The organism is Microbacterium sp. F01, assembly GCF_056156365.1.
In genome coordinates, this window is sequence record NZ_CM149592.1 from 466,703 (window position 1) to 489,181 (window position 22,479).

At 66.3% G+C, this 22,479-nt stretch carries 18 protein-coding genes, 1 tRNA gene and 3 rRNA genes; 14 read left to right on the forward strand and 8 right to left on the reverse strand.

The features are described from left to right. The first annotated feature begins 65 nt into the window (after window positions 1–65). The 3 genes from ACVN90_RS02055 to ACVN90_RS02065 all read left to right on the forward strand — a co-directional run bounded on the left by ACVN90_RS02055 (window position 66) and on the right by ACVN90_RS02065 (window position 2,112). Entirely contained in the window at window positions 66–839 is a 774-nt protein-coding gene (locus tag ACVN90_RS02055) for a 3-oxoacyl-ACP reductase (protein ID WP_475100526.1), read from the forward strand. Window positions 840–943: 104 nt separating this feature from the next. Further along, a complete protein-coding gene (locus tag ACVN90_RS02060) occupies window positions 944–1,660 on the forward strand; it encodes a FadR/GntR family transcriptional regulator (RefSeq protein ID WP_475100527.1) in 717 nt (238 codons plus the stop codon). A gap of 44 nt (window positions 1,661–1,704) precedes the next feature. Further along, on the forward strand, window positions 1,705–2,112 hold the full coding sequence (locus ACVN90_RS02065) for a dehydrogenase (protein WP_475100528.1): 408 nt from the start codon (window positions 1,705–1,707) through the stop codon (window positions 2,110–2,112). A 194-nt stretch (window positions 2,113–2,306) separates the two neighbouring features. On the opposite strand, the gene radA is transcribed toward ACVN90_RS02065, so the two are convergent. Continuing rightward, window positions 2,307–3,677, reverse strand: a complete 1,371-nt coding sequence (gene radA / locus ACVN90_RS02070; protein WP_475100529.1) for a DNA repair protein RadA — start codon at window positions 3,675–3,677, stop codon at window positions 2,307–2,309. A 75-nt stretch (window positions 3,678–3,752) separates the two neighbouring features. Here radA and ACVN90_RS02075 point away from each other — a divergent pair, with 75 nt between their 5' ends. Then, window positions 3,753–4,202 carry an SRPBCC domain-containing protein gene (locus ACVN90_RS02075; protein ID WP_475100530.1) on the forward strand — a complete coding sequence of 150 codons (450 nt, stop codon included), beginning with the start codon at window positions 3,753–3,755 and terminating at the stop codon, window positions 4,200–4,202. A 51-nt stretch (window positions 4,203–4,253) separates the two neighbouring features. Here ACVN90_RS02075 and ACVN90_RS02080 read toward each other — a convergent pair whose 3' ends face one another. Further along, the gene (locus tag ACVN90_RS02080) at window positions 4,254–5,207 is read right to left on the reverse strand and encodes an L-lactate dehydrogenase (RefSeq protein ID WP_475100531.1); all 954 of its coding nucleotides are present in this window, start codon (window positions 5,205–5,207) and stop codon (window positions 4,254–4,256) included. A 52-nt stretch (window positions 5,208–5,259) separates the two neighbouring features. Continuing rightward, the gene (locus ACVN90_RS02085; RefSeq protein WP_475100532.1) at window positions 5,260–6,669 is read right to left on the reverse strand and encodes an MFS transporter; all 1,410 of its coding nucleotides are present in this window, start codon (window positions 6,667–6,669) and stop codon (window positions 5,260–5,262) included. Between the two features lie 132 nt (window positions 6,670–6,801). Here ACVN90_RS02085 and ACVN90_RS02090 point away from each other — a divergent pair, with 132 nt between their 5' ends. The 7 genes from ACVN90_RS02090 to ACVN90_RS02120 all read left to right on the forward strand — a co-directional run bounded on the left by ACVN90_RS02090 (window position 6,802) and on the right by ACVN90_RS02120 (window position 14,866). Then, window positions 6,802–7,653 carry a class II glutamine amidotransferase gene (locus ACVN90_RS02090; protein ID WP_475100534.1) on the forward strand — a complete coding sequence of 284 codons (852 nt, stop codon included), beginning with the start codon at window positions 6,802–6,804 and terminating at the stop codon, window positions 7,651–7,653. A gap of 88 nt (window positions 7,654–7,741) precedes the next feature. Continuing rightward, a tRNA-Ser gene (locus ACVN90_RS02095) sits at window positions 7,742–7,832 on the forward strand. Between the two features lie 542 nt (window positions 7,833–8,374). After that, window positions 8,375–9,896: ribosomal RNA gene (locus tag ACVN90_RS02100) — 16S ribosomal RNA — on the forward strand. A 445-nt stretch (window positions 9,897–10,341) separates the two neighbouring features. After that, window positions 10,342–13,448: ribosomal RNA gene (locus tag ACVN90_RS02105) — 23S ribosomal RNA — on the forward strand. Between the two features lie 128 nt (window positions 13,449–13,576). Further along, window positions 13,577–13,693: ribosomal RNA gene (rrf, locus tag ACVN90_RS02110) — 5S ribosomal RNA — on the forward strand. Together the 16S, 23S and 5S rRNA genes form the textbook arrangement of a ribosomal RNA operon. A gap of 107 nt (window positions 13,694–13,800) precedes the next feature. Then, window positions 13,801–14,433, forward strand: a complete 633-nt coding sequence (locus ACVN90_RS02115) for a hypothetical protein (RefSeq protein ID WP_475100536.1) — start codon at window positions 13,801–13,803, stop codon at window positions 14,431–14,433. 130 nt (window positions 14,434–14,563) lie between these two features. Then, window positions 14,564–14,866 (forward strand): hypothetical protein, encoded by a 303-nt coding sequence (locus ACVN90_RS02120; protein WP_475100537.1) that lies wholly within the window; start codon window positions 14,564–14,566, stop codon window positions 14,864–14,866. A gap of 147 nt (window positions 14,867–15,013) precedes the next feature. Here the strand turns inward: ACVN90_RS02120 and ACVN90_RS02125 are convergent, their stop codons facing one another. Then, window positions 15,014–15,871 carry an aldo/keto reductase gene (locus ACVN90_RS02125; RefSeq protein ID WP_475100538.1) on the reverse strand — a complete coding sequence of 286 codons (858 nt, stop codon included), beginning with the start codon at window positions 15,869–15,871 and terminating at the stop codon, window positions 15,014–15,016. Window positions 15,872–15,984: 113 nt separating this feature from the next. On the opposite strand from ACVN90_RS02125, the gene ACVN90_RS02130 reads away from it, so the two are divergent. Further along, window positions 15,985–16,374, forward strand: a complete 390-nt coding sequence (locus ACVN90_RS02130) for a PPOX class F420-dependent oxidoreductase (protein ID WP_475100539.1) — start codon at window positions 15,985–15,987, stop codon at window positions 16,372–16,374. Window positions 16,375–16,526: 152 nt separating this feature from the next. Next, window positions 16,527–17,660 carry a peptidoglycan-binding domain-containing protein gene (locus ACVN90_RS02135; protein WP_475100541.1) on the forward strand — a complete coding sequence of 378 codons (1,134 nt, stop codon included), beginning with the start codon at window positions 16,527–16,529 and terminating at the stop codon, window positions 17,658–17,660. A gap of 10 nt (window positions 17,661–17,670) precedes the next feature. Here the strand turns inward: ACVN90_RS02135 and ACVN90_RS02140 are convergent, their stop codons facing one another. Beyond that, window positions 17,671–17,814 carry a methyltransferase family protein gene (locus ACVN90_RS02140; protein ID WP_475100542.1) on the reverse strand — a complete coding sequence of 48 codons (144 nt, stop codon included), beginning with the start codon at window positions 17,812–17,814 and terminating at the stop codon, window positions 17,671–17,673. A gap of 389 nt (window positions 17,815–18,203) precedes the next feature. Here ACVN90_RS02140 and ACVN90_RS02145 point away from each other — a divergent pair, with 389 nt between their 5' ends. After that, window positions 18,204–18,644 carry a VOC family protein gene (locus tag ACVN90_RS02145; protein ID WP_475100543.1) on the forward strand — a complete coding sequence of 147 codons (441 nt, stop codon included), beginning with the start codon at window positions 18,204–18,206 and terminating at the stop codon, window positions 18,642–18,644. An 18-nt stretch (window positions 18,645–18,662) separates the two neighbouring features. On the opposite strand, the gene ACVN90_RS02150 is transcribed toward ACVN90_RS02145, so the two are convergent. The 3 genes from ACVN90_RS02150 to ACVN90_RS02160 all read right to left on the reverse strand — a co-directional run bounded on the left by ACVN90_RS02150 (window position 18,663) and on the right by ACVN90_RS02160 (window position 22,248). Continuing rightward, window positions 18,663–20,351, reverse strand: a complete 1,689-nt coding sequence (locus ACVN90_RS02150; protein ID WP_475100544.1) for an MDR family MFS transporter — start codon at window positions 20,349–20,351, stop codon at window positions 18,663–18,665. Beyond that, the gene (locus ACVN90_RS02155) at window positions 20,348–20,989 is read right to left on the reverse strand and encodes a TetR/AcrR family transcriptional regulator (RefSeq protein WP_475100545.1); all 642 of its coding nucleotides are present in this window, start codon (window positions 20,987–20,989) and stop codon (window positions 20,348–20,350) included. The genes ACVN90_RS02150 and ACVN90_RS02155 overlap by 4 nt, the downstream gene beginning before the upstream one ends. 155 nt (window positions 20,990–21,144) lie before the next feature. Continuing rightward, window positions 21,145–22,248: a substrate-binding domain-containing protein gene (locus tag ACVN90_RS02160; protein WP_475100547.1), complete on the reverse strand. Its 1,104-nt coding sequence runs from the start codon at window positions 22,246–22,248 to the stop codon at window positions 21,145–21,147. Between the last annotated feature and the right edge of the window lie 231 nt (window positions 22,249–22,479).

Consider the following 22,479-nt stretch of genomic DNA (forward strand, 5'->3'; position numbering starts at 1 on the left):
TCGGGGCGCGGAACCCTGCGAAGTCCGGACTTCGCACGGCAGAAAGGGAACGGAAGGGGAAAAGCATGGATCTGACCCAGCGACTCAGGGACCGGGTGGCCGTCGTCACCGGCGGGGCCTCCGGCATCGGCCTCGCGACCGCACGGCGCTTCGCGGCCGAAGGCGCGCGCGTCGTGATCGCCGACCTCGACCCGGCGGCCGGCGAGCGTGCCGCAGCCGAGGTGGACGGCCTGTTCCGTCCGGTGGACGTCGCGGACGAGGCATCCGTCAACATGCTCTTCGACTCGGTCGCCGGCGATCTGGGGCGCCTTGACATCGCGTTCAACAACGCGGGCATCTCTCCCGCCGACGACGACTCGATCGAGACGACCGAGCTGCCTGCATGGGACCGCGTGCAGGACGTCAACCTCAAGAGCGTGTACCTGTGCTCGCGCGCGGCGCTGCGGCACATGGTGCCGGCGGGCAAGGGGTCGATCATCAACACCGCGTCGTTCGTGGCGCTGCTCGGGTCGGCGACGTCGCAGATCTCGTACACCGCGTCCAAGGGCGGGGTGCTCGCCATGACCCGGGAGCTCGGCGTGCAGTTCGCGCGGCAGGGCATCCGGGTGAACGCCCTGTGCCCCGGGCCGGTCAACACGCCGCTCTTGCAGGAGTTGTTCGCCAAGGACCCCGAGCGCGCGCAGCGCCGCCTCGTGCACGTGCCGATGGGCCGCTTCGCCGAGCCGGAGGAGCTCGCCGCGGCGGTCGCCTTCCTCGCCTCGGACGACGCGTCGTTCATCACGGCCACCGCGTTCGTCGTCGACGGCGGCATCACCAACGCCTACGTCACGCCGCTGTAAGGTCTCGCCATGGCGTATGACTCAGGCAGTTCGGGGTGCTCGGAGGCCCCGCAGCACGGTTCCGCGCCTCCCAGCCCGAGTTGTGGGCGCGAAAGAGGGCGCGTATGACCGACGCCCCCCTGCATGAGGTGCGCAAGGCCGTGTACCGGCCGGTGCGCGAGGGCAACGCGCTCGAAGACACCGTCGCCCGTCTGGTGCAGACCATCCGGCTCGGTGTGGTCGCGCCGGGGGAGTCGCTGCCGTCGGAGCGCGAGCTCGCCGTGCTGTACGCCGTGAGCCGCGACACGGTGCGCGAGGCGATCCGCGAGCTCGCCGACACCGGCTACCTGGTGCGCCGGCGCGGCCGTTACGGCGGCACGTTCGTCGCTGATCCGCTGCCGCAGCCGCCGCATCCCCGCGATGTCACGACCGCTGAGCTCGAGGACGTCCTCGGGCTTCGCCGCGTGCTCGAGGCCGGCGCGGCCCGCGCCGCCGCCGGACGCACGCTCGACGCCGCCGCGCGCGACGAGCTGTGGGCGCGGTACGAGGTCGTGGCCGAGGCATCCGAATCCGACTATCGCCGGCTCGACACACTGCTGCATCTGACGATCGCCCAGCTCGCGGGCATCCCGTCGCTCGTCGCCCTCGCCGCCGAGAACCGCGCGCGCGTGAACGAATGGCTCGACACGTTCCCGCTGTTACCGCGCAACATCGAGCACTCCAACATGCAGCACGAGCGCATCGTCACCGCGATCCTCGCGGGGCGACCGGATGCTGCGGAAGCCGCCATCCTCGAACACCTCGGCGGTTCGGAGGCGCTGCTGCGCGGCTTCCTCGCCTGAGGTCGCGCACCGTCACCGGTTCTGCGGGCGATTACGCTGGACGGGTGGCAGCCAAGAAGCGCGTGAAGAAGGCCGGAGCGGCGGAGTTCCGCAACACTCAGCTCGGCGACGCGCTCCAGACGCAGGACATGGCGGCGGTCGCGTTCGCCCTGCGCCACGGCCCGACCGTCGTGCCGCTGATGCGGCCCGGCCACCGCGACAACCCGCTCGACGTCGGCGAGGTGTGGACCTATCGCGACGCGAAGACCGGCGACGTCGCGCTGCTGCTCTTCAGCGACGCCTCCCACAAGCCCGAGACGCTTCCTCCGGGCGTCGCGCTGCAGTCGCCGGCCTGGCTGCGCGCCTTCCTCGGGGCGCACGAGGACGAGATCACCACCGTCTTCTTCGACATCGCCGGTCCGCACCCGCTGCAGGCCGCGCCCGCCGACCTGATCGCCGCGCTCGACGCCTGACCCCAGCCCTCGACCCGGCGACACTCCGAACGAACGGTTTGCATCCTCGGGGACGACGGGGCAGACTCGCCGGGTGGAATTCCTGCTCGTCGGAATCGTGTGCGCGGCCGGACTGGTGATCCCCATCGTGCTCGGATATGTCGACCCTGGGCGTCGGCGCCGGCCTCGCGGCCGCTGAGCGAACCGGCCGAACCTCAGAACTCGGGGATGTCTTCCCCCGGTCGGCCCTTGGACCGGACCCGGACGTCGCTGACGGCGCCGCCCAGTGATCCCGAGCGGTGATCGATGACGTCCCGGTAGCCGAGACGCGCTCCCTCGCTGCGCCGCTGCGTCGCCTGGGTGACGGGCCGCACCTCGCCGGCGAGGCTCAGTTCGCCGATCACGGCGATGTGCCGGGGAATCGTCCATCCCTCGACCGCGCTGGCGACGGCCAGCGCGATCGCGAGGTCGGCCGCCGGTTCGGCGAATCTCACCCCGCCGACCGTCGAGACGTAGACGTCTTGATCCGAGGTCTTGATCTTCATCCGCTTCTCGAGCACCGCGAGCACGGTCGCGACGCGCGCGGCATCGACACCGTTCACGATGCGCCTCGGGTTGCCCGACTTGCTGTCGATCGTGAGCGCCTGCACCTCGACCGGCAACGCGCGGCGCCCTTCGAGCGCGATCGATACGCACGTGCCCGGCTCGGTGCTGCCGTGCCCGAGGAACAGCGCGCTGGGGTCGGGCACCTCGGCGATGCCGGCGCCGGTCATGTCGAAGCATCCGACCTCGTCCGTCGGCCCGAAGCGGTTCTTGAGCGCCCGCACGAACCGCAGCGACGTCTGCCGGTCGCCCTCGAACTGGCACACCACGTCGACCAGGTGCTCGAGGATGCGGGGGCCCGCGATCGAGCCGTCCTTCGTGACGTGGCCGACGATGATGGTCGGCAGCCCGCGCTCCTTCGCGACGCGGATGAGCGTCGCCGCGACCTCGCGCACCTGCGACGGATGCCCCGCCATGCCCTCCGACAGGGCCGACGACACCGTCTGCACCGAGTCGACGATGAGGAGGTCGGGCGCCACGTCGTCGACGTGACCGAGGATCGTCGCGAGGTCGGTCTCGCTCGCGAGGTACAGCTCGTCGTGCAACGCGCCGGTGCGTTCGGCCCGCAGCCGAACCTGGGCGGTGGACTCCTCGGCACTCGCGTACAGAACGCGGCGCCCGGCCTTCGCGGACTGCGCAGCGACCTCCAGCAGCAGCGTGGACTTGCCGACGCCCGGCTCGCCCGACAGCAGGATCGCAGCGCCGGGCACGAGCCCGCCCCCGAGGACACGGTCGAACTCGCCGACGCCCGTGGTGCGCCGCGGGGAGTCGGTCGTGTCGATCCGCGTGATCGGCTGCGCCGCACGCCCCGTCCCGGGAGACACCGGCGTCACCGATCGGAGGATGCCGGTCTGCTCGGCCGTCTCGACGACCGTGCCCCACTGCTGGCACTCGCCGCAGCGCCCGACCCACTTGAGCGTGGTCCAGCCGCACTCGGTGCACCGGTACGGGGCGGTCTGCGTCGGGCGTCGGGCAGCGGGCATGCGATGAGCCTACGTCCGGCCCGCGACATCGCCCGCAAGGCCCGCGCAGGTCCGGTCGAGGCGTAGGTTGACCGCATGCGTGTGGACTCGGCATCCCGTCTCATCGCCGCCGCCCCCGAGCGCGTGTTCGCGGCCTTCACGGACGCGGAACAGCTTCTCGCGTGGCTGCCGCCGTCCGGGATGACCGGCCGCTTCGAGCGGTTCGACCCGGTGACCGGGTACCGCATGGTGCTGACCTACGACGAGGCACCCGAGGGTGGCGGAAAGGCGGCGGCGGATTCCGACGTCGCCGACGTGCGCCGTGTCGAGCTCGCGCCGCCCCACTGGATCATCGAGGCGATCGACTTTCCCTCCGACGACCCCGCTTTCGCCGGCACCATGACGATGACGTGGAGCTTCGAGCCGCGCCACGGCTCCACCCTCGTCACCGTCGAGGCGACCGACGTCCCCGCCGGCATCTCTCCCGCAGACCACGCCGAGGGTCTCGCTTCGTCGCTCGAGAACCTCGCCCGCCTGTTCGCATGAGGGGAACGGATGCTGCGGCCCGCAGCATCCGTTCCCCTCACGTCCGCCGGCTCAGCCGCGCAGCGAGTCGGCCACCTGTTTGAGCGCGTCGGCGGAGGCATGGAACAGCCCGAGCTCCTTGTCGTCGAACTGCGTCTGGAGGATCGGCACGGCACCGGCCGCGCTCACGACCGACGGCACCGAGAGGGCGACGCCGTCGACGCCGTGGAAGTCGCGCAGCACCGGCGAGACCGGCATGACTGCACGCTCATCGTTCAGGATCGCCTCGATGATGCGGGCGCTCGACAGGCCGATCGCGTAGTTCGTCGCGCCCTTGCCCTGGATCACCTTGTAGGCGGCGTCGCGCACGTCGATGGCGATCTGGTCGAGCTCCTCGACGGTCATGCGGTCGCCGCGGGGCGTCACCCACTCGAGGATCGGGACGGTGCCGATCGTCGCCTTCGACCACAGCGGGAACTCGGTGTCGCCGTGCTCGCCGACGATGTACGCGTGCACGCTGGAGGTCGAGACGCCGGCACGCTCCCCGAGCTTCCAGCGCAGGCGCGAGGTGTCGAGCACGGTGCCCGAGGCGAAGATCCGCTCGGGTGGCAGGCCCGTCTCCTCCTGCGCGAGCACGGTCAGCACGTCGCAGGGGTTCGTGACGATCACATAGATCGCGTCGGGTGCCACGCTCAAGAGCTGCGGCATCATCTTCTTCATGATCCCGGCGTTCACGCCGGCGAGCTCGATGCGAGTCTGGCCCGGGTTCTGCTTCGCGCCGGCCGTGATGACGACGACGTGCGAGCCCTCGACCACCGACAGGTCGCTGCCGCCGATGATGTCGGTCGTGCCCGTGAACTGGGTGCCGTGCGCAAGGTCGAGAACCTCGGCCTCGACCTTCTGCGTGGCGATGTCGTACAGGGCGACGTGGCGGGCGGAACCGCGGATGAGCGCGGCATACGCGGCGCTCGAGCCGACGCTGCCGGCTCCGACGATGGTGACTTTCGAATTCTCGATGACGGCCATGCGGTCAGTCTTGCAGTCCACGGATGCTGCGAGCCACCGTGGATCGCCGGGTCTATGCCGGTTCTGCCGACGGGTCGTGTGAACGAACCGGATTGCGGATGCCGAAGAACGAGGTGATCCCGCCGGCGATCATGAGCGCGGCCGTGACGATGGCAGCACGGTGGAAGCCTTCGAGGTCGAGTGCGCCGCCGACGATGGTGGCGAGCAGGGCGATGGCGATGAGTCCTGCGACGCGCGCCACTGCGTTGTTCACCGCGGAGGCGATGCCCGAGCGTTCGGGCTCGATGGCGCCGAGGATCGCCGACGTGAGCGGCGCCACCGTGAGCGCGAGGCCGGCGCCCATCACGATCATGCTCGGCAGCACCTGCCACCAATAGGAGAAGTCGGTGCCGACCGTGAGGAGCAGCAGGGCGCCGATGCCCATCGTGACCGGGCCCGCCGTCATGAAGAACCGCGGCCCCCACCTGCCGCTGAGTGCGCCGACGCGGGAGCTGAAGAGGATCATGAGGATCGTCATCGGCAGGCTCGCGAGTCCGGCGAGGGTCGCAGACAGGCCCGCTCCTTCCTGCAGATACACGACGACGACGAGTCCGTTGAGCGCGAGCGCCCCGTAGATGAACGTGGTCGCGACGTTGCCCGTCCAGAAGTTGCGCACGCGGAACAGGTCGAGCGGCAGGATCGGATGCTTCACTGTGCGCTGACGCAGCACGAACGCGAGGAAGAGCGCCGCGCCGAGGACGAGCGGCAGCCAGATCGCGGGGGAGGCCCACCCCTGGGTGGGCTGCTCGATGAGCGCGTAGACCATGCCGCCGAGACCGAGGGTGCACAGCGCCGCGCCGACCCAGTCGATCGACGCATCGGGATGCCGGGTGTCGCGGAAGCCGCCCCGAGCGAGCAGGACGAGGGTGATGCCGATCGGCACGACATTGATGAGGAAGGCCCAGCGCCACGAGGCGAAGTCGACCAGAATGCCGCCGAGCAGCGGGCCGACGATCATCGCGGAGGTGGTCATCGCCGTCCAGATGCCGATGGCGCGGCTCTGCGCCGGTCCGCTGAAGTTGGAGGTGATGAGCGCCAGGGAGCTCGGCACGAGGAATGCGCCGGCGGCTCCCTGCACTCCCCGGGCGACGATGAGGAACTCCGCCGTCGGGGCGGCCGCGATCGCGAGGGACGCGACCCCGAAGCCGATCAGCCCGATGCGCAGCACCAGCACCCGCCCGTACGCGTCGCTCACGGATCCTGCGACGAGGATCAGCGCGCCGAGCGTGATGAGGTAGGCGTCGACGACCCACTGCTGCGTGGTGATGCCGCCGCCCAGTTCGTCGCTGATCGCCGGCAGGGCGACGTTCACGATCGTGCCGTCGAGGAAGGCCACGAACGACGCGAGCACGGCGATCCACAGCACGTACCGCTGGGTGGTGCTCGTGCGGTCCGCGACGGATGCGGAGTGCTCGTCGGTCACGGCCCCACGCTAGCCCCGCCCGGCGACACCGGGGCGCTCGCACGATCCAGGGTGTGCGGGGCGGCGCCCGGTCGTACGATGACGCCAGCGCCGCGCCGCGACGCACCGAGTCGAACCTTTCCAGGAGTCGTGATGTGCCGCTGGCTTGCCTATACGGGAGAGCCGCTCCAGCCGGCCGCCCTCATCCTCGACGCCCAGCACTCGGTCGTCGCCATGTCGCAGAACTCACCGCTCGGCGCCGAGACCGTCAACGGCGACGGCTTCGGGTTCGGCTGGTATCCGGCGGACGGTCGAGAAGCGGATGCCGCGGGGGCGAGGCATCCGTTCGTCTTTCGCAGCATCGAGCCGGCTTGGAACGATCAGAATCTCCGCGAGGTCAGCCGGGCGGTCACAAGCCCACTCTTCTTCGCGCACGTGCGCGCGGCCGCCGGACCGCCGATTCAGCAGACCAACTGCCACCCGTTCCGCCACGACCAGTGGCTGTTCATGCACAACGGGGCGATCTCGCAGTTCGGTCTCATCAGACGTGAGCTCGCCCTGGCCGTCGATCCCGCGCTGTTTCCGCTCATTCAGGGGACGACCGACAGTGAGGTCCTCTTCCATCTCGCCGTGACCTTCGGGCTGACCGACGATCCGATCGCCGCGATGGCGGCTGCCGTGCGCCGCGTGGAGGAGGCGGGTCACGCCGCGGGTGTGAAGTTCCCCATGCAGGGGACGATCGCCGTGTCGGACGGCGAGACGGTGTGGGCGTTCCGCTACTCGTCGCAGGGACGCTCCCGCACGCTGTTCCATTCCGCGGATGTGCCGACGATCCGGTCCATGTATCCCGACGCCGAGCGTCTGTCGCTCTTCGGCGATCACGCGCACGTCGTGGTATCGGAGCCGCTCAACGACCTGCCGGGTGTGTTCCTCGAGGTCCCCGAGTCGACCGTCGCGGTGCTCGACCCCGAGGGGTACCACCACCACTCCTTCCTGGATGCGTGAGGTGCGGGCTGCGGCCTTCGCGGGTGCTCGTCGCCCGGCGCTCGGCGCCGATTCGCGGCATCCGTTTTCGTGTCGTAAGCTTGTCGGCGGTGACGTGTCCGAGCGGCCGAAGGTGCAACTCTCGAAAAGTTGTGTAGGGTAACCCCCTACCGTGGGTTCAAATCCCACCGTCACCGCCATCTTCACACCAGATCAGCCCCGCTTTCTGCGGGGCTGATCTGCGTTTGGGAAGCGGCAAGGGAACGCCGCGAGCGGTCGGCACGGCGTCGATTTGGCCGAGGGCGGCCTTCGTGTGTAGAGTATTCACGTTCGCCCCAAAGGGTAGAGCAGAAGGCCGGAAGGTCTCGCTCCCCTCAAGTAGCGAACGACCTCCACCACACAGGATCCGCTTGTCGGATCACTCGCTTGCGAGAGTGGTGGAAGCCTTGTTCGGAGGGTTTTGGTCAGTTTGACCGGATCGCTTCGGCGAGGTAGGATAGTGAAGTTGCCCAGCTGGGTTGCGGGTCCGTGGGATTCGTTGCTGGTTGGTGCGTCCGATCTTTGAGAACTCAACAGCGTGCACTTGTCAAATGCCAATTTTTTTCTCTGTCGATCAGTTTTTTGCTGGTTGGTGGGGGTCTTTTTTGGATCAATTCATGGATGTCAGTTTGATATTCGTTTTTGGTCATGGTTGAACTCGTCTGCTGTGAGCTGTTTTCCCGGTTCTGGTGGGCATCATTTTTTTATGGAGAGTTTGATCCTGGCTCAGGATGAACGCTGGCGGCGTGCTTAACACATGCAAGTCGAACGGTGAAGCCAAGCTTGCTTGGTGGATCAGTGGCGAACGGGTGAGTAACACGTGAGCAACCTGCCCTGGACTCTGGGATAAGCGCTGGAAACGGCGTCTAATACTGGATATGAGCCTCTATCGCATGGTGGGGGTTGGAAAGATTTTTTGGTCTGGGATGGGCTCGCGGCCTATCAGCTTGTTGGTGAGGTAATGGCTCACCAAGGCGTCGACGGGTAGCCGGCCTGAGAGGGTGACCGGCCACACTGGGACTGAGACACGGCCCAGACTCCTACGGGAGGCAGCAGTGGGGAATATTGCACAATGGGCGGAAGCCTGATGCAGCAACGCCGCGTGAGGGATGACGGCCTTCGGGTTGTAAACCTCTTTTAGCAAGGAAGAAGCTTTTGTGACGGTACTTGCAGAAAAAGCGCCGGCTAACTACGTGCCAGCAGCCGCGGTAATACGTAGGGCGCAAGCGTTATCCGGAATTATTGGGCGTAAAGAGCTCGTAGGCGGTTTGTCGCGTCTGCTGTGAAATCCCGAGGCTCAACCTCGGGCCTGCAGTGGGTACGGGCAGACTAGAGTGCGGTAGGGGAGATTGGAATTCCTGGTGTAGCGGTGGAATGCGCAGATATCAGGAGGAACACCGATGGCGAAGGCAGATCTCTGGGCCGTAACTGACGCTGAGGAGCGAAAGGGTGGGGAGCAAACAGGCTTAGATACCCTGGTAGTCCACCCCGTAAACGTTGGGAACTAGTTGTGGGGTCCTTTCCACGGATTCCGTGACGCAGCTAACGCATTAAGTTCCCCGCCTGGGGAGTACGGCCGCAAGGCTAAAACTCAAAGGAATTGACGGGGACCCGCACAAGCGGCGGAGCATGCGGATTAATTCGATGCAACGCGAAGAACCTTACCAAGGCTTGACATACACCAGAACGGGCCAGAAATGGTCAACTCTTTGGACACTGGTGAACAGGTGGTGCATGGTTGTCGTCAGCTCGTGTCGTGAGATGTTGGGTTAAGTCCCGCAACGAGCGCAACCCTCGTTCTATGTTGCCAGCACGTTATGGTGGGAACTCATGGGATACTGCCGGGGTCAACTCGGAGGAAGGTGGGGATGACGTCAAATCATCATGCCCCTTATGTCTTGGGCTTCACGCATGCTACAATGGCCGGTACAAAGGGCTGCAATACCGTGAGGTGGAGCGAATCCCAAAAAGCCGGTCCCAGTTCGGATTGAGGTCTGCAACTCGACCTCATGAAGTCGGAGTCGCTAGTAATCGCAGATCAGCAACGCTGCGGTGAATACGTTCCCGGGTCTTGTACACACCGCCCGTCAAGTCATGAAAGTCGGTAACACCTGAAGCCGGTGGCCCAACCCTTGTGGAGGGAGCCGTCGAAGGTGGGATCGGTAATTAGGACTAAGTCGTAACAAGGTAGCCGTACCGGAAGGTGCGGCTGGATCACCTCCTTTCTAAGGAGCACCTCAACTCTTCGGGGTTGCAGGAACCTCAGCCGGGACGAATGTTCCTGGTGGGGGCTCGTGGGTGGAACATTTGACATGGCATCAGCGCGACTGATTCCTACTAGTACGCCGCATCCTTCGGGGTGGGGTTGGAGGGTGGGGGTGGGTGAGCGGGGTGCCTGCACGCTGTTGGGTCCTGAGGGACCGGACGCCGCATGCTCACCGTTTGGGTGGGGTGTGGGGGACGTGACTTCTGGGCTTTCCTTGCTGCCGGCTTGGCTGGTGGGTGGGGGAAGTGCCGCCCGTACTTTGAGAACTACACAGTGGACGCGAGCATCTTTGCAAGATGACCCTTTTGGGGGTTGTTTTGTGTTGATGATCTTAAAGATCATTAGTCAATTTCTTTCGCACTCTTCCTTTGGGGGGAGTGTGGTTGAGTTTTTGATTCTCATGTTTTCAAGTCTTTAAGAGCAAACGGTGGATGCCTTGGCATCTGGAGCCGAAGAAGGACGTAGCAATCTGCGATAAGCCTCGGGGAACTGATAAGCAAGTTTTGATCCGAGGGTGTCCGAATGGGGAAACCCCGCTGGGCGGCGTGCCGACCTAGTGACTCCCGCCTGAATATATAGGGCGGGTAGAGGGAACGTGGGGAAGTGAAACATCTCAGTACCCACAGGAAGAGAAAACAACCGTGATTCCGTGAGTAGTGGCGAGCGAAATCGGATGAGGCTAAACCTTATGTGTGTGATATCCGGCAGGAGTTGCATGTGAGGGGTCGTGGGACTTTCCGTATCATTCTGCCGAGTGGTGAACGTGATGCGTCGATATAGATGAACGGTCTTGAAAGGCCGGCCAGAGTGGGTGCCAGCCCCGTAATCGAAATGTCGGACGCAGCGTGGAGAGTATCCCAAGTAGCACGGGGCCCGAGAAATCCCGTGTGAATCTGTCAGGACCACCTGATAAGCCTAAATACTCCCAGATGACCGATAGCGGACAAGTACCGTGAGGGAAAGGTGAAAAGTACCCCGGGAGGGGAGTGAAATAGTACCTGAAACCGTTTGCTTACAAACCGTTGGAGCACCCCTGGTAGGTGTGACAGCGTGCCTTTTGAAGAATGAGCCTGCGAGTTAGCGATATGTGGCGAGGTTAACCCGGGTGGGGTAGCCGTAGCGAAAGCGAGTCTGAATAGGGCGATTTTAGTCGCATGTCCTAGACCCGAAGCGAAGTGATCTATCCATGGCCAGGCTGAAGCGACGGTAAGACGTCGTGGAGGGCCGAACCCACTTAGGTTGAAAACTGAGGGGATGAGCTGTGGATAGGGGTGAAAGGCCAATCAAACTTCGTGATAGCTGGTTCTCTCCGAAATGCATTTAGGTGCAGCGTTGCGTGTTTCTTGCCGGAGGTAGAGCTACTGGATGGCCGATGGGCCCTACAAGGTTACTGACGTCAGCCAAACTCCGAATGCCGGTAAGTGAGAGCGCAGCAGTGAGACTGTGGGGGATAAGCTTCATAGTCGAGAGGGAAACAACCCAGACCACCATCTAAGGTCCCTAAGCGCGTGCTAAGTGGGAAAGGATGTGGAGTTGCTTAGACAACCAGGAGGTTGGCTTAGAAGCAGCCACCCTTGAAAGAGTGCGTAATAGCTCACTGGTCAAGTGATTCCGCGCCGACAATGTAACGGGGCTCAAGCACGCCACCGAAGTTGTGGCATTGACATTATTGGTAGGCCTTCGTGGTCCAGCCGTGTTGATGGGTAGGAGAGCGTCGTGTGGCGAGTGAAGCGGCGGGGTGACCCAGCCGTGGACGCTACACGAGTGAGAATGCAGGCATGAGTAGCGAAAGACGTGTGAGAAACACGTCCTCCGAAAGACCAAGGGTTCCAGGGTCAAGCTAATCTTCCCTGGGTAAGTCGGGACCTAAGGCGAGGCCGACAGGCGTAGTCGATGGACAACGGGTTGATATTCCCGTACCGGCGAAGAACCGCCCCAATCAATCCAGTAGTGCTAAGTATCTGAATCCCCATGACCGGATCCTTCGGGTGATGGCGTGGGGCCTAGCGTACGACCCCATGCTGGTGCGGTTAGCGTATTAACAGGTGTGACGCAGGAAGGTAGCCCATCCCGGGCGATGGTTGTCCCGGGGCAAGTGCGTAGGCCGAGTCATAGGCAAATCCGTGACTCGTGTGGCTGAGACACGATGCGGATGAAAAGTGGGTGATCCTATGCTGCCGAGAAAAGCATCGACGCGAGGTTCTAGCCGCCCGTACCCCAAACCGACTCAGGTGGTCAGGTAGAGAATACCGAGGAGATCGAGAGAATCGTGGTTAAGGAACTCGGCAAAATGCCCCCGTAACTTCGGGAGAAGGGGGGCCATCCACTTATACCAGCTTGCCTGGAAAAGGGTGTGGTGGCCGCAGAGACTAGTGGGTAGCGACTGTTTACTAAAAACACAGGTCCGTGCCAAGTCGCAAGACGATGTATACGGACTGACGCCTGCCCGGTGCTGGAAGGTTAAGAGGACGGGTTAGCCGCAAGGCGAAGCTCAGAATTTAAGCCCCAGTAAACGGCGGTGGTAACTATAACCATCCTAAGGTAGCGAAATTCCTTGTCGGGTAAGTTCCGACCTGCACGAATGGCGTAACGACTTCCCAACTGTCTCAACCGCGAACTCGGCGAAATTGCAATACGAGTAAAGATGCTCGTTACGCGCAGCAGGACGGAAAGACCCCGTGACCTTTACTACAGCTTGGTATTGGTGTTCGGTGTGGCTTGTGTAGGATAGGTGGGAGACTGTGAAGCTATGACGCCAGTCATGGTGGAGTCGTTGTTGAAATACCACTCTGGTCACTCTGGATATCTAACTTCGAACCGTAATCCGGTTCAGGGACAGTGCCTGGTGGGTAGTTTAACTGGGGCGGTTGCCTCCCAAAAAGTAACGGAGGCGCCCAAAGGTTCCCTCAACCTGGTTGGCAATCAGGTGGCGAGTGTAAGTGCACAAGGGAGCTTGACTGTGAGACTGACAGGTCGAGCAGGGACGAAAGTCGGGACTAGTGATCCGGCAGTGGCTTGTGGAAGCGCTGTCGCTCAACGGATAAAAGGTACCTCGGGGATAACAGGCTGATCTTGCCCAAGAGTCCATATCGACGGCATGGTTTGGCACCTCGATGTCGGCTCGTCGCATCCTGGGGCTGGAGTAGGTCCCAAGGGTTGGGCTGTTCGCCCATTAAAGCGGTACGCGAGCTGGGTTTAGAACGTCGTGAGACAGTTCGGTCCCTATCCGCTGCGCGCGTAGGAAGTTTGAGAGGATCTGACCCTAGTACGAGAGGACCGGGTTGGACGAACCTCTGGTGTGCCAGTTGTACTGCCAAGTGCACCGCTGGTTAGCTACGTTCGGGATGGATAACCGCTGAAAGCATCTAAGCGGGAAGCCGGCCTCAAGATGAGACTTCCATACCCTTCGGGGTGAGAGGCTCCCAGCCAGACTACTGGGTTGATAGGCCAGATGTGGAAGCACGGCAACGTGTGCAGCTGACTGGTACTAATAAGCCGATGACTTGAAAACACTTCCCCCCACCCCTGCGGGTGGGGTGAGATAGCTCGCGTCCACTGAGTGGTTCCCGATGTACGGTCGGGACACCGCAACTGAACAGAAGACTTTCACGTTGTGAACACCTGAAACATCGAAAGAGTTTCGGCGGCCATAGCGAGAGGGAAACGCCCGGTCCCATTCCGAACCCGGAAGCTAAGCCTCTCAGCGCCGATGGTACTGCAGGGGGGACCCTGTGGGAGAGTAGGACACCGCCGGACACCCATTCACGAAATGGCCACCCAAAGCAGGGTGGCCATTTCGCGTTAACCCCCCAATATTCGAGGTCAGATCCTCTGGGCGCGGGTCAGCATGGGAGGATCCGATCATGCGTCGATCATCGTGCTCCCGTTTGGCCCTGAGCGCGATGGTCGCCGCCGCCATCGCGTTCACGGCCACTGCCTGCGCGACGGGGGCTGATGACGCGCCTGCGCCCGCCGATCCCGCTCTCGTCGCCGAGAGTGCGAGCAGCCTCGGCATCGCACCCGAACTCGTCTTCACGACCGCGGTCGACGGATACGACCTGGCACCGCAGTCGGTCGGGCGGAGCAATTCCGACGGGATGTCGGCGACGTGGGTCAACTCGAGTACGAGCGGGATGCTGACGATCCGCACTGATCGAGGGGAGTTCACGCCCGATACCTGCGCCGCGACGCCGCTCGAGGAGGCGGTCGAAGCGGCGATGACATGCACGGAGGAGAACGGCGTCTGGCATCGGTCGGCGGGGGACGTCCACGAGTACGTCGTGGTGCGCGATGGCTCTTTCATCCGAGTGAGCGGGGCAGGCGCGCCGCCCGAGGATCTGCTGGCAGCGGCGCAGTCCGTCCATGCACCATCGGCGGCGGAACTCGAGGTGCTCTTCTCCGACGCCCCCATGGATCCCACAGCGCCGGTCGAGCGCGGTGATCTGCCCGAGAACGGCGACGGCGCGCCGATCGACCCGACAGGACCGGGCGGCTGAAGACGTCAGTGCCTGGCACGGCAGTCGACATCGGCACACTCACTGGGACGACGATGCTCCCCGCCGTCCCCGCCCTGCGGGAGAATGGGCTCGACGGCCACGCGGTCGTTGGGACGAAGGAGAGGTCGGCGTGGCAGCTATCGACGGCAAGTGGGCGCTCGAGGTTGCGACGTTGGCGGGTTCTCATCACTTCGATGTCACGCTGACCACGGTCGGCACGACGCTCAGCGGCACCGCGATCGGACCCACCGGCCCGATCGCGATCAGCGGCGGTAAGGCCTCGGGCGACACCGCCGAGTTCACGCTCGATCTCGTCGCACCGCTGCCGATGTCGCTGGCCGTCACACTGCACGTCGTCGGCGACCGGCTGACGGGCACGGCGCAGGCCGGGCCGTTCCCGCCCTCGACCATCGTCGGCACCCGCACCGGCTGAGCCCGTTCAGACAGGGCATGACGACGTCGCTGATGATCCACGGGCCGTCGACCTGGAGGGCACCGGTCATCGATGGGCGGACGGATGCCGCGCCGCGGCGTCTTTCGCGGTGACCGGCGTGCGTCGAACCCGCGCAGCGCCGTGGCCCTACCCGAGCGGTCGCGGGCGCGCCAGCGGCATGGTGGCTGCCATCATCCAGCGGGGCAGTCGAAACATCGGGCGATCCTTGCCGAGCGCGTCGATGCCGGCCATCTCGGCGGGGCTGAGCTCGAAGTCGAACACGTCGATGTTCGCCGCGATGTGCGTGGGGTTCGTCGACTTCGGGATCGCCACGAATCCCCGCTGCACGTGCCACCGCAGGATCACCTGCACCGCCGACTTGCCGTGCGCGGCGGCTGCTCCCACGACGGCCGGTTCCGCCCGGAGCGTGGTCGATCCGTGGCCGAGCGGGTACCACGCCTCGGGCACGATCGCGTGCTGAGTGAGGTAGGGGAGCAGCTCGGGCTGCTGCCAGTGCGGGTGCAGCTCCACTTGATCGACAGCGGGCGGGATCCGCGCCACGGACAGCAGGCGTTTCAGGTCGGACACGGTGAAGTTGCTCACCCCGATCGCCCGGACGACACCTTGGTCGACGGCATCCTCCATCGCCCGCCACGCGCCCTTCACGTCGCTGACGGGCTGATGCAGCAGGAGCAGATCGAGGGGTCCGCAGTCGAGCCGTTCGAGCGCGCCGCCGATCGCGGCGCGCGCCTTGTCATAGCCGTAGTCCGAGGGCCACAGCTTCGTCGTGAGGAAGATCTCCGCGCGGGGAACTCCGGACGAACGGATGCCGCGGCCCACGGCCCGCTCGTTGCGGTAGATGGCCGCGGTGTCGATGAGCCGGTACCCCGAGCCGAGGGCGGACCTCACGCTCGACTCGCAGAGGGCGACGTCCGTGACGAGGTAGACGCCCAGGCCGAGCTGCGGCATCCGTGTTCCGCTCGAAAGCGGGATGCTGGTCGCCATGCCTGCCTCCTCCTCGGGGTGCTGGAGGTGGATATTCGAGTCCCTCAACGACTGTAGGTTCTGCGCGGGCCCGGCGGGAGTCCTGTCGCGTCACGGCCGGGTAGCGTGGGAGGGTGAGGGAACTGTCGGAGGCGGGCGTCGAATTCGTGCGCGAACGGCATATCGGCACGCTCTCGACACTGGCGCCGTGGGGTGGCATCCACGCGGTCGCGGTGGGCTTCACACTGCACGAGGGGGCGCTGCGGATCATCACATCGCGCGATTCGCAAAAGGTCCGCAACGTGCGGCGTGACGGCACCGCCACGATCAGCCAGGTCGACGGCGCCCGCTGGCTCTCGTTCCAAGGGACTGCGACGGTGCTCGACGACCCCGACGAGGTCGCGCTCGCGGTCGCCCTCTACGCGGAGCGATACCGCCAGCCCCGCGTGAACCCGCTCCGCGTCACCATCCTCGTGACCCCCGCCCGCGTGATGGGGAGCGGCGGTCTCTTCCGGTCGCCCTGACGAGGGTGGATGCCGCCTTGCGGGACCTGACGTGACGCCCTGGTGGATCGGGGATCCGACACACGGGAACTCGTGCCCTCCGCGTGACGCGGCGCGACGCGCCGCGGTGCCATGATGTGCCTCACAGGCTTCGGTTCAGGAGGGGGCGCGACGTGGGAACGCATCTCACCAGGGTGTCGGCGCGTCTGGGCGCCATGATCATCGCGGGCGCGGTCGCGGCCGTCGTCCTCGCCGGGTGCGCCGGCGACGCCGACCCCGTCGAGCGGGCACAGGCGCAGGTGTCGGCGAAGGAGAAGGCTGTCGCCGACGCGCAGGCCGAGCTCACCGCCGCGTCGAGCGCGTTCTGCGGTGCGAGCCAGGACTACATCGAGGCGCTCGACCGCTACGGCGACGTGCTCAACGACACCGCTCCGACCGTCGGCGATGTCCGCAACGCGGGTGCGGACCTCGCCGAGCCCCGCGAGGACGCCGTGGACAGCGCCGAGGCGGCCGTCGCGGCGAACCAGGCACTGTACGACGCGCAGCAGGAGCTGGTCGAGGCGCAGATCGCGCTTGCCGAGGCGCAGGCGGGTCCGACAGGCACGCCCAGCGAACCCGCGCCGGCCGAGCCGTCGAGCACACCGCTGGCGCCGACGGCGACCGTCGAGCGGGTCAAGCAGGCGGAATCCGAGCTCGCTTCGGCCGAGGCATCCGTCACCGACGACACGCCCCTGACGGACGCGGCCGAGCAGTTCAACAGCGCCGCGGTCGCGCTCGAGATGGCGTGGCTCGCGCTGTTCGCCGATGCAGGCTGCCTGACCGACGAGCAGGCGGTGCAGGCCGAGGCCGCCGTGCGGGCGTACACGTCGGCGCTGCAGCAGGAGCTGCTCGTCGCGGGGTACTACACGGGCGACGTCGACGGCGTGTACGGGCCGCTGACGGTCCAGGCGGTCGAGGATCTGCAGACGGCCGCCGGGCTGCCGGTCACGGGCACCGTCGACAAGGCGACCGCCGAGGCGCTGCAGGCGAGGCTGGCCGAGCTGGGCGGCGCTGCCGCGCAGGAATCGGTCGCGACGACGGCCGCCATCCAGCAGACGCTGAAGCTCGTCGGCTTCTGGGACGGCCCCGTCGACGGCGTCTGGACGCCCGAGCTGACCGCAGCGGTGCAGGCCTTCCAGACCGAGTTGGGCGTCGAGCCGACGGGGACGGTGGATGCTGCGACCATCGCCGCGTTCGAGCAGGCGATCTCCGAGCTGCAAGAGGCGGCGAACACGCCGACGCCGTCGCCTTCGAGCTCGGACGGCTGAGCCCGGCCCGCTACAGCCAGCGACGCACCCGCGCGCGGTAGTCGTCGTACTCGGCGCCGAACTTCTCGCTGAGGTAGCGCTCTTCAGGCGCGATGGCACCCCACCACAGAGCCGCCACTCCCAGTGGTGTGAAGACGAGCGCCCAGAACGCCACAGCAGGGCCAGTCCGATGTCGAGCACGATGAGACCGAGGTACAGCGGGTTGCGGCTCACGCGGAACGGGCCCCGATCGAGGATCACCCGCGTCGCCCCACCGGGCAGCAGTGCGGTGCGGTGCTGGGCCATGAGCCACATCGCCCAGCCGTTCCACAGCGCGAAGGCCATGATGAGGACCAGAGCGATCGCCCGCGAGAGCTCGACCGGCAGGACGACCGGGTCGCCCAAGACGGCCGTGAGGACACACCCGGCCACGAGCGGGACTCCGAGCGCCACCGGCGGCCAGATCCGATACGCGGGCGCGTCCGCCATGCCCGCAGTGTAGCCCCGCGTCCTGCCGCTCCGAGGGGGTACCGCTGGCGCCGTTCGGCGCCTAAGGTCGCGAGGGTGGGCGTCCGCAGCTTCGAGCACATCGGCGTCATCGTCCAGGATCTGGAGACGGTGGCGGACTTCTTCGAGATGCTCGGGTTCCGCCGCGGCGAGAAGGCGCGGGTCGGGGGCACGTGGGCCGATCGGGTCAACGGGCTGACCGGCACCGACGTCGAGATGGTGTTCCTCACCGCACCCGACGGCTCGGGAGCGATCGAGCTCTCACAGTTCCTGCGACCCGAGAGCCCGGCACCCGTCGGCGATCTCCCGTCGAACACGCTGGGGCTGCGCCATCTCGCCTACCGTGTCGACGACGTCGAGGCGCTGCTGGGCAAGGTGCGTGGCGCCGGGTATGACACCATGGCCGAGCTCGTGAACTACGAGGACCAGTGGCTCGTCTGCTACGTGCGCGGCCCCGAGGGACTCATCATCGAACTCGGGCAGCGGCTCGACGACTGAGTGCGTCCCTCCGCGTCACTATCGCGCGGCGCGGTCCTTCTCGCGGGTGCGCCGGCGCGCGCGTCCGGTGGGAGCGGCGCTGTGCTGCTCGGCCTTCAGGCGCTCCGCCTCGAGGCGCTCGGCCTCCTCGCCGCCGATGGCCTCGCCGCGGGCGACGAGCCCGGCGACGTCCGACAGCGGGATCTGCTTGAGGAAGAGGGCGAGCACGAAGGCGATGGCGATGAACGGCACGAGGTACCAGAACACGGGCGCGAGCGCGTCTGCATAGGCGTCGACGACGCCGGTCTTGACCGTGTCGGGCAGCGAGTTCAGCACCGACGGGTCGATGCTCGACGTCGCCTCGCCCGCCTGCTCGGCGCTCGCGCCGGCATCCGTGAAGACCTTCGTCAGGTTCTCGGTGAGGCGCGTGGTGAAGAGCGTGCCGAACACCGCGGTGCCGAGGGCTGCGCCGACCTCGCGGAAGTAGTTGTTCGTCGAGGTCGCGGTGCCGAGATCGGCCGCGGGCACCGCGTTCTGCACGACGAGCACGACGACCTGCATGATGCAGCCGAGACCCACCCCGAACAGGAACAGGTAGGTGCAGATCAGCCAGATCGGCGTCGACGCGGTGAGCGTCGTCATCAGCACCATCGCGACACCGACGATGAGCGTGCCGATGATCGGGAACAGCTTGTACTTGCCGGTCTTGGTGATGAGCAGGCCCGACGCGATCGACATGCCCATGACGCCGACCATCATCGGGAGCATCAGGAGACCGGATGCTGCGGCCGACGTGCCCGACGACATCTGGAGGAAGGTCGGCACGAAGCCGAGAGCCGCGAACATGCCGATGCCGATCGCCATGCCGATGGCGGTCGCATTGATGAAGATCGGGTTGCGGAACATCGACAGCGGCATGATCGGGTCGGCCGCCCGCGACTCGGTGAAGATGAACAGCCCCGCGGAGGCGACGAGGCCCGCACCCCACGCCCAGGTCGCGCCGGAGTCCCAGCCCTGGTCGGCCGAGCCTCCGAAGTCGGTGAAGAAGATGAGGCACGTCGTGGCTGCCGAGAGGAACAGCACGCCGAGCCAGTCGATGGGCTTCTCGGCCTTCTTGTTCGGCAGCTTCAGCGCGAACACGGCGACGAAGAACGCGGCGATGCCGACGGGGATGTTGATGTAGAACGCCCACTGCCAGGTGAGGTGGTCGACGAAGAAGCCGCCGAGGAGGGGACCGGCGACCGCGGCGAGGCCGAAGACGCCGCCGATCGGGCCGAGGTACTTGCCGCGCTGGTCGGCCGGCACGATGTCGGCGATGATCGCCTGCGACAGGATCATGAGCCCGCCGCCGCCGAGGCCCTGGATGGCGCGGAACACGACGAACATCCAGAAGTCGGTGGCGAACGCGCATCCGATCGATGCGAGGGTGAAGATCGCGATCGCCACCATGAAGAGACGCCGCCGGCCGAGCACGTCGCCGAACTTGCCGTAGATCGGCATGACGATCGTGGTGGCGAGGATGTACGCCGTCGTGATCCACACCTGGTGCGAGACACCGCCGAGCTCGCCGACGATCGTCGGCATCGCGGTGGAGACGATGGTCTGGTCGAGGCTCGACAGGAGCATGCCCGCGATCAGCGCGGAGAAGATGATCCAGATGCGCCGCTGCGTGAGCAGGAACGGCGCCTCGCCGCCGGGCTTGGCGGTGGGGACGGTGGCGGTGGTCATTCAGGGGTTCCCATCAAGGCGGTCTGCGTGGCGAAGAGGTCGCGCGCCGCGCCGATGCGTCGCTCGAAGATCTGGAGGAAGGAGTCGTCGTTGCCGAGCTGCAGGAACTCGGCCGCGGCCGAGCGGACGAGGGCGCCGACGATCTGCGCGGCCACCTGTGCGCGGAGGTCGCCCGCCAGGAGGTTCTCCCGCTGCTCGATGAGACGAGCATCAAACTTCTCGCCCTCGGCTCCGAGCTCGAGCATGCGAGCCAGGAGCCGCGGCTCCTTCTCGACCGCGCGGAACAGGTCCTGCACGGTGTCGGGGGCGATGTCGAGGGCGCGCCAGCGCTCCTCGGCGAGGAGCGCGAGATCGGTGAGCAGGGTGGGCGAGATGCCCGGGTCGTCGGACCCGTCGGCGAGGAAGCGGGCGATGGCGGCAGCATCCGATCGCTCCAGAGGGATGCCGAGGACGGCGTCGTCCTTCGAAGCGAAGTAGTTGAAGAACGTGCGCCGCGACACCGCGGCCTCGCTGCACAGCTCTTCGACGGTGAAGCCCGCCAGGCCGCGTTCGGCGGTGAAGTGCCGGGCGGCGCGGATCAGGGTGCGCGTCGTCTCGGCGCGCCGGCGCTCGCGCAGTCCGTCTGCACTATCTGTCACATCATGCAGTTTTGCACTCAAGTTGTTTTCGTGCAAATTCGCCTGCGTTGCCGCACCCCGATCACGCGTTTCGACAGGTCAACCGCGCCTCCGCAGGACCGAACCGAGTGCAGGGGGCCTGCAGAGCCCCGGTTGACCTGTCGAAGTGGGGCGGGTCAGTGCACGGCCGCGACCGTGGAGGCGCGCGGCAGCAGCTCGGGCAGAAGGTACACGCGCTGCACCGGGCGCCGCGCGCCCTCGCTGAGGCGGGCGACCATCGTCTCGACCGCGAGACGGCCGACCTGCTGCTTGGGCGGGCGCAGCGCCGTGATGGCGGGCTCCGCGCTCTCGGCGACCTCGTCGTCGTAGGCGACGATCGCGAGGTCTTCGGGGATCGACCAGCCGTGGTCGCGCGCGTGCTGCTGCAGCAGTACCGCCTGCGGGTCGTTGTGGATGAGGAGCGCGGTGGTGCGCGTCTCGCGGCACCGCTCGAGCACGTCGGCGATGAGGGCCTCGCGGGCGACCCCGTCCAGCGCGTCGAGGGTGGCATCGATGTCGACGAGGCACTCGAGGCCGAGGCCTTCGACGGCACGGTCCCACCCACGGCGCAGCTGCCATGACGTGGGTGAACCGGCCGAGGTGAGGATGCCGACGCGGCGGTGGCCGAGGGAGGCGAGGTGGTCGGCGGCGAGCGAGCCCCCGAAGACGTGGTCGGTCGTGACCCACTCGAGGCTCGTGAGCGCGAGCGCCGACGGCACGCGACGCTCGGCGAGCACCACGGGGATCGGCAGCGCCTCGAGCCAGTGCAGCAGCGCGCGCCCGTCGGCGCCGAGCGTCTCGGGGGCCACGATGAGTCCGTGCAGGCTCCCCGACTCGACGAGTGACGCGATCTGCCGGCGCTGGTCGTCGACCGAGTAGGTCGCGCCGCGGAGGATCAACTGCACGCCGAGCTCGGTCGCGGCCGCCCGCGCCCCGATCATGATGTGAGGCCAGTAGTAGCTGAGGGACGGGACCACCATCCCGACGCGGAACCGGATGGGCGCGCCCGACGACGCGGGAACTGTCGTGTCGAGGCGACTGCGCAGCGTCGCGCCGCCGTGCACGCGGGTGACGAGGCCCCGATCGGCGAGCTGTGCGATGTCGCGCCGGATGGTGAGCTCCGAGACGCCGAGCTCTCGGGCGAGGTCGGCCACCCGCACCGAACCTGAGCGTCGCAGCTCGTCGAGGATGTGCTCGCGGCGCGAGAGGCCGAAAGCCGGCGGGTCGGTGGGCTGCTCCATGATCGCCTCAGCGTACAAGTGTGTTCGAGTGGGTTCAAGACTGAACGAATCTGTTCGTTTAGGTTCCCGTGTCCGCCTCCCTCACGAGAGGATCTCGTGCGGGCACGCGGTCGTGCCCCTATCGTGCGTCGTGGCCGTCCCGGGTCTGCGAGCGCACGCGAGAAGCCCCAGGGAACGGAGACTGCGATGTCGCAGGGATGGATGCCTCGTCCGAAGGACGGACGGAGACCA